A 958-nucleotide genomic window follows, 5' to 3' on the forward strand; every position below is an offset into this window, starting at 1 on the left:
GAACTCATTTAAACTTTTGTGATTTGTGAATTTTATTAAGAAAAACCACAGCAAATGCGAGATAATTCCATCCTTTCCAACTGGATACGGTTGTATCAAATCTCGTGAGTATGGATCTAAAACTGTCCATCCATGCATTGGTTCGTTCGATGACGAACCTTTCTTTATAAAGCTCCTCATCAAACAGATAATCCTCCTTAGGTTCTGCGTTTCTCGGATTAGGACAGACGTTTGCGATGATACCATGAACGTTCAATGCGGAACGGAATGCCATAGCATCAAACCCGGCGTCAGCATTATTGAAAAGACCGTCGGTTTCCAGTCCACTGTTTTTAAGCTGAATAATCAATTCTCCTACACGCTCCTTAATCTGATAGAGATCCGAGTGGTTGCCCTTTTGCGGTTCCGACATCGCCAAAGGCAATCCCTGACGGTCGGATATATATATGGAGTTGGTGGTCTTACGCTTCTTACGACCTTGGTATTCAACGCTTTCTCCACCTTTTACCGCAGGTGTATGAGAACCGTCTATATGAGTCACGGACATGTCAAGCAAATGCTTGTATTTCTTGACAATGAATGCAAACATTGTCTGCCACTCGCCGAGTCTGCACCATTTTCTGAAATGATGATAGACGGCATTCCAACTCAGAACGACATCTTCGAAGAGGTGACCAACCGGAAGCAGATGCCATTGGCAACCACTCTTGAGCTTGTGGAGAATCGCGTTTACGACATCTATCAGGCTACCTTGGCAAATATATCCTCTTTTTGCTACGCTGAGATAAGGCATAATTTCGTTTTTTATTGTATCTTTGTCAAGTACAGTGTATTTCGGCATTGGTTCGATAAATTAAAGTGTCGCAACTCTAATATAGCGAATTTCTGCGGAAGTACGCTGTATTTTAATATATTGGCAGGAATTTTAACAGTTTGAAATTAGTTTAAATCACTTCAT

1 protein-coding gene is annotated in these 958 nt (G+C 41.3%); it reads right to left on the reverse strand.

Annotated elements, in window-relative coordinates; all coding sequences use genetic code 11:
- Positions 1-4: 4 nt before the first annotated feature.
- On the reverse strand, positions 5-841 hold the full coding sequence (locus tag HPS54_RS12780) for an IS5 family transposase (protein WP_172345772.1): 837 nt from the start codon (positions 839-841) through the stop codon (positions 5-7).
- Positions 842-958 lie beyond the last annotated feature (117 nt).

Origin of the sequence: Xylanibacter caecicola (assembly GCF_013166515.1) — a bacterium.
GTDB classification, from domain to species: domain Bacteria; phylum Bacteroidota; class Bacteroidia; order Bacteroidales; family Bacteroidaceae; genus Prevotella; species Prevotella caecicola.

Bases quoted from the DNA above. Each gene is read 5' to 3' on its own strand.
- HPS54_RS12780 (WP_172345772.1), bottom strand. From the start codon at position 841: ATGCCGAAATACACTGTACTTGACAAAGATACAATAAAAAACGAAATT.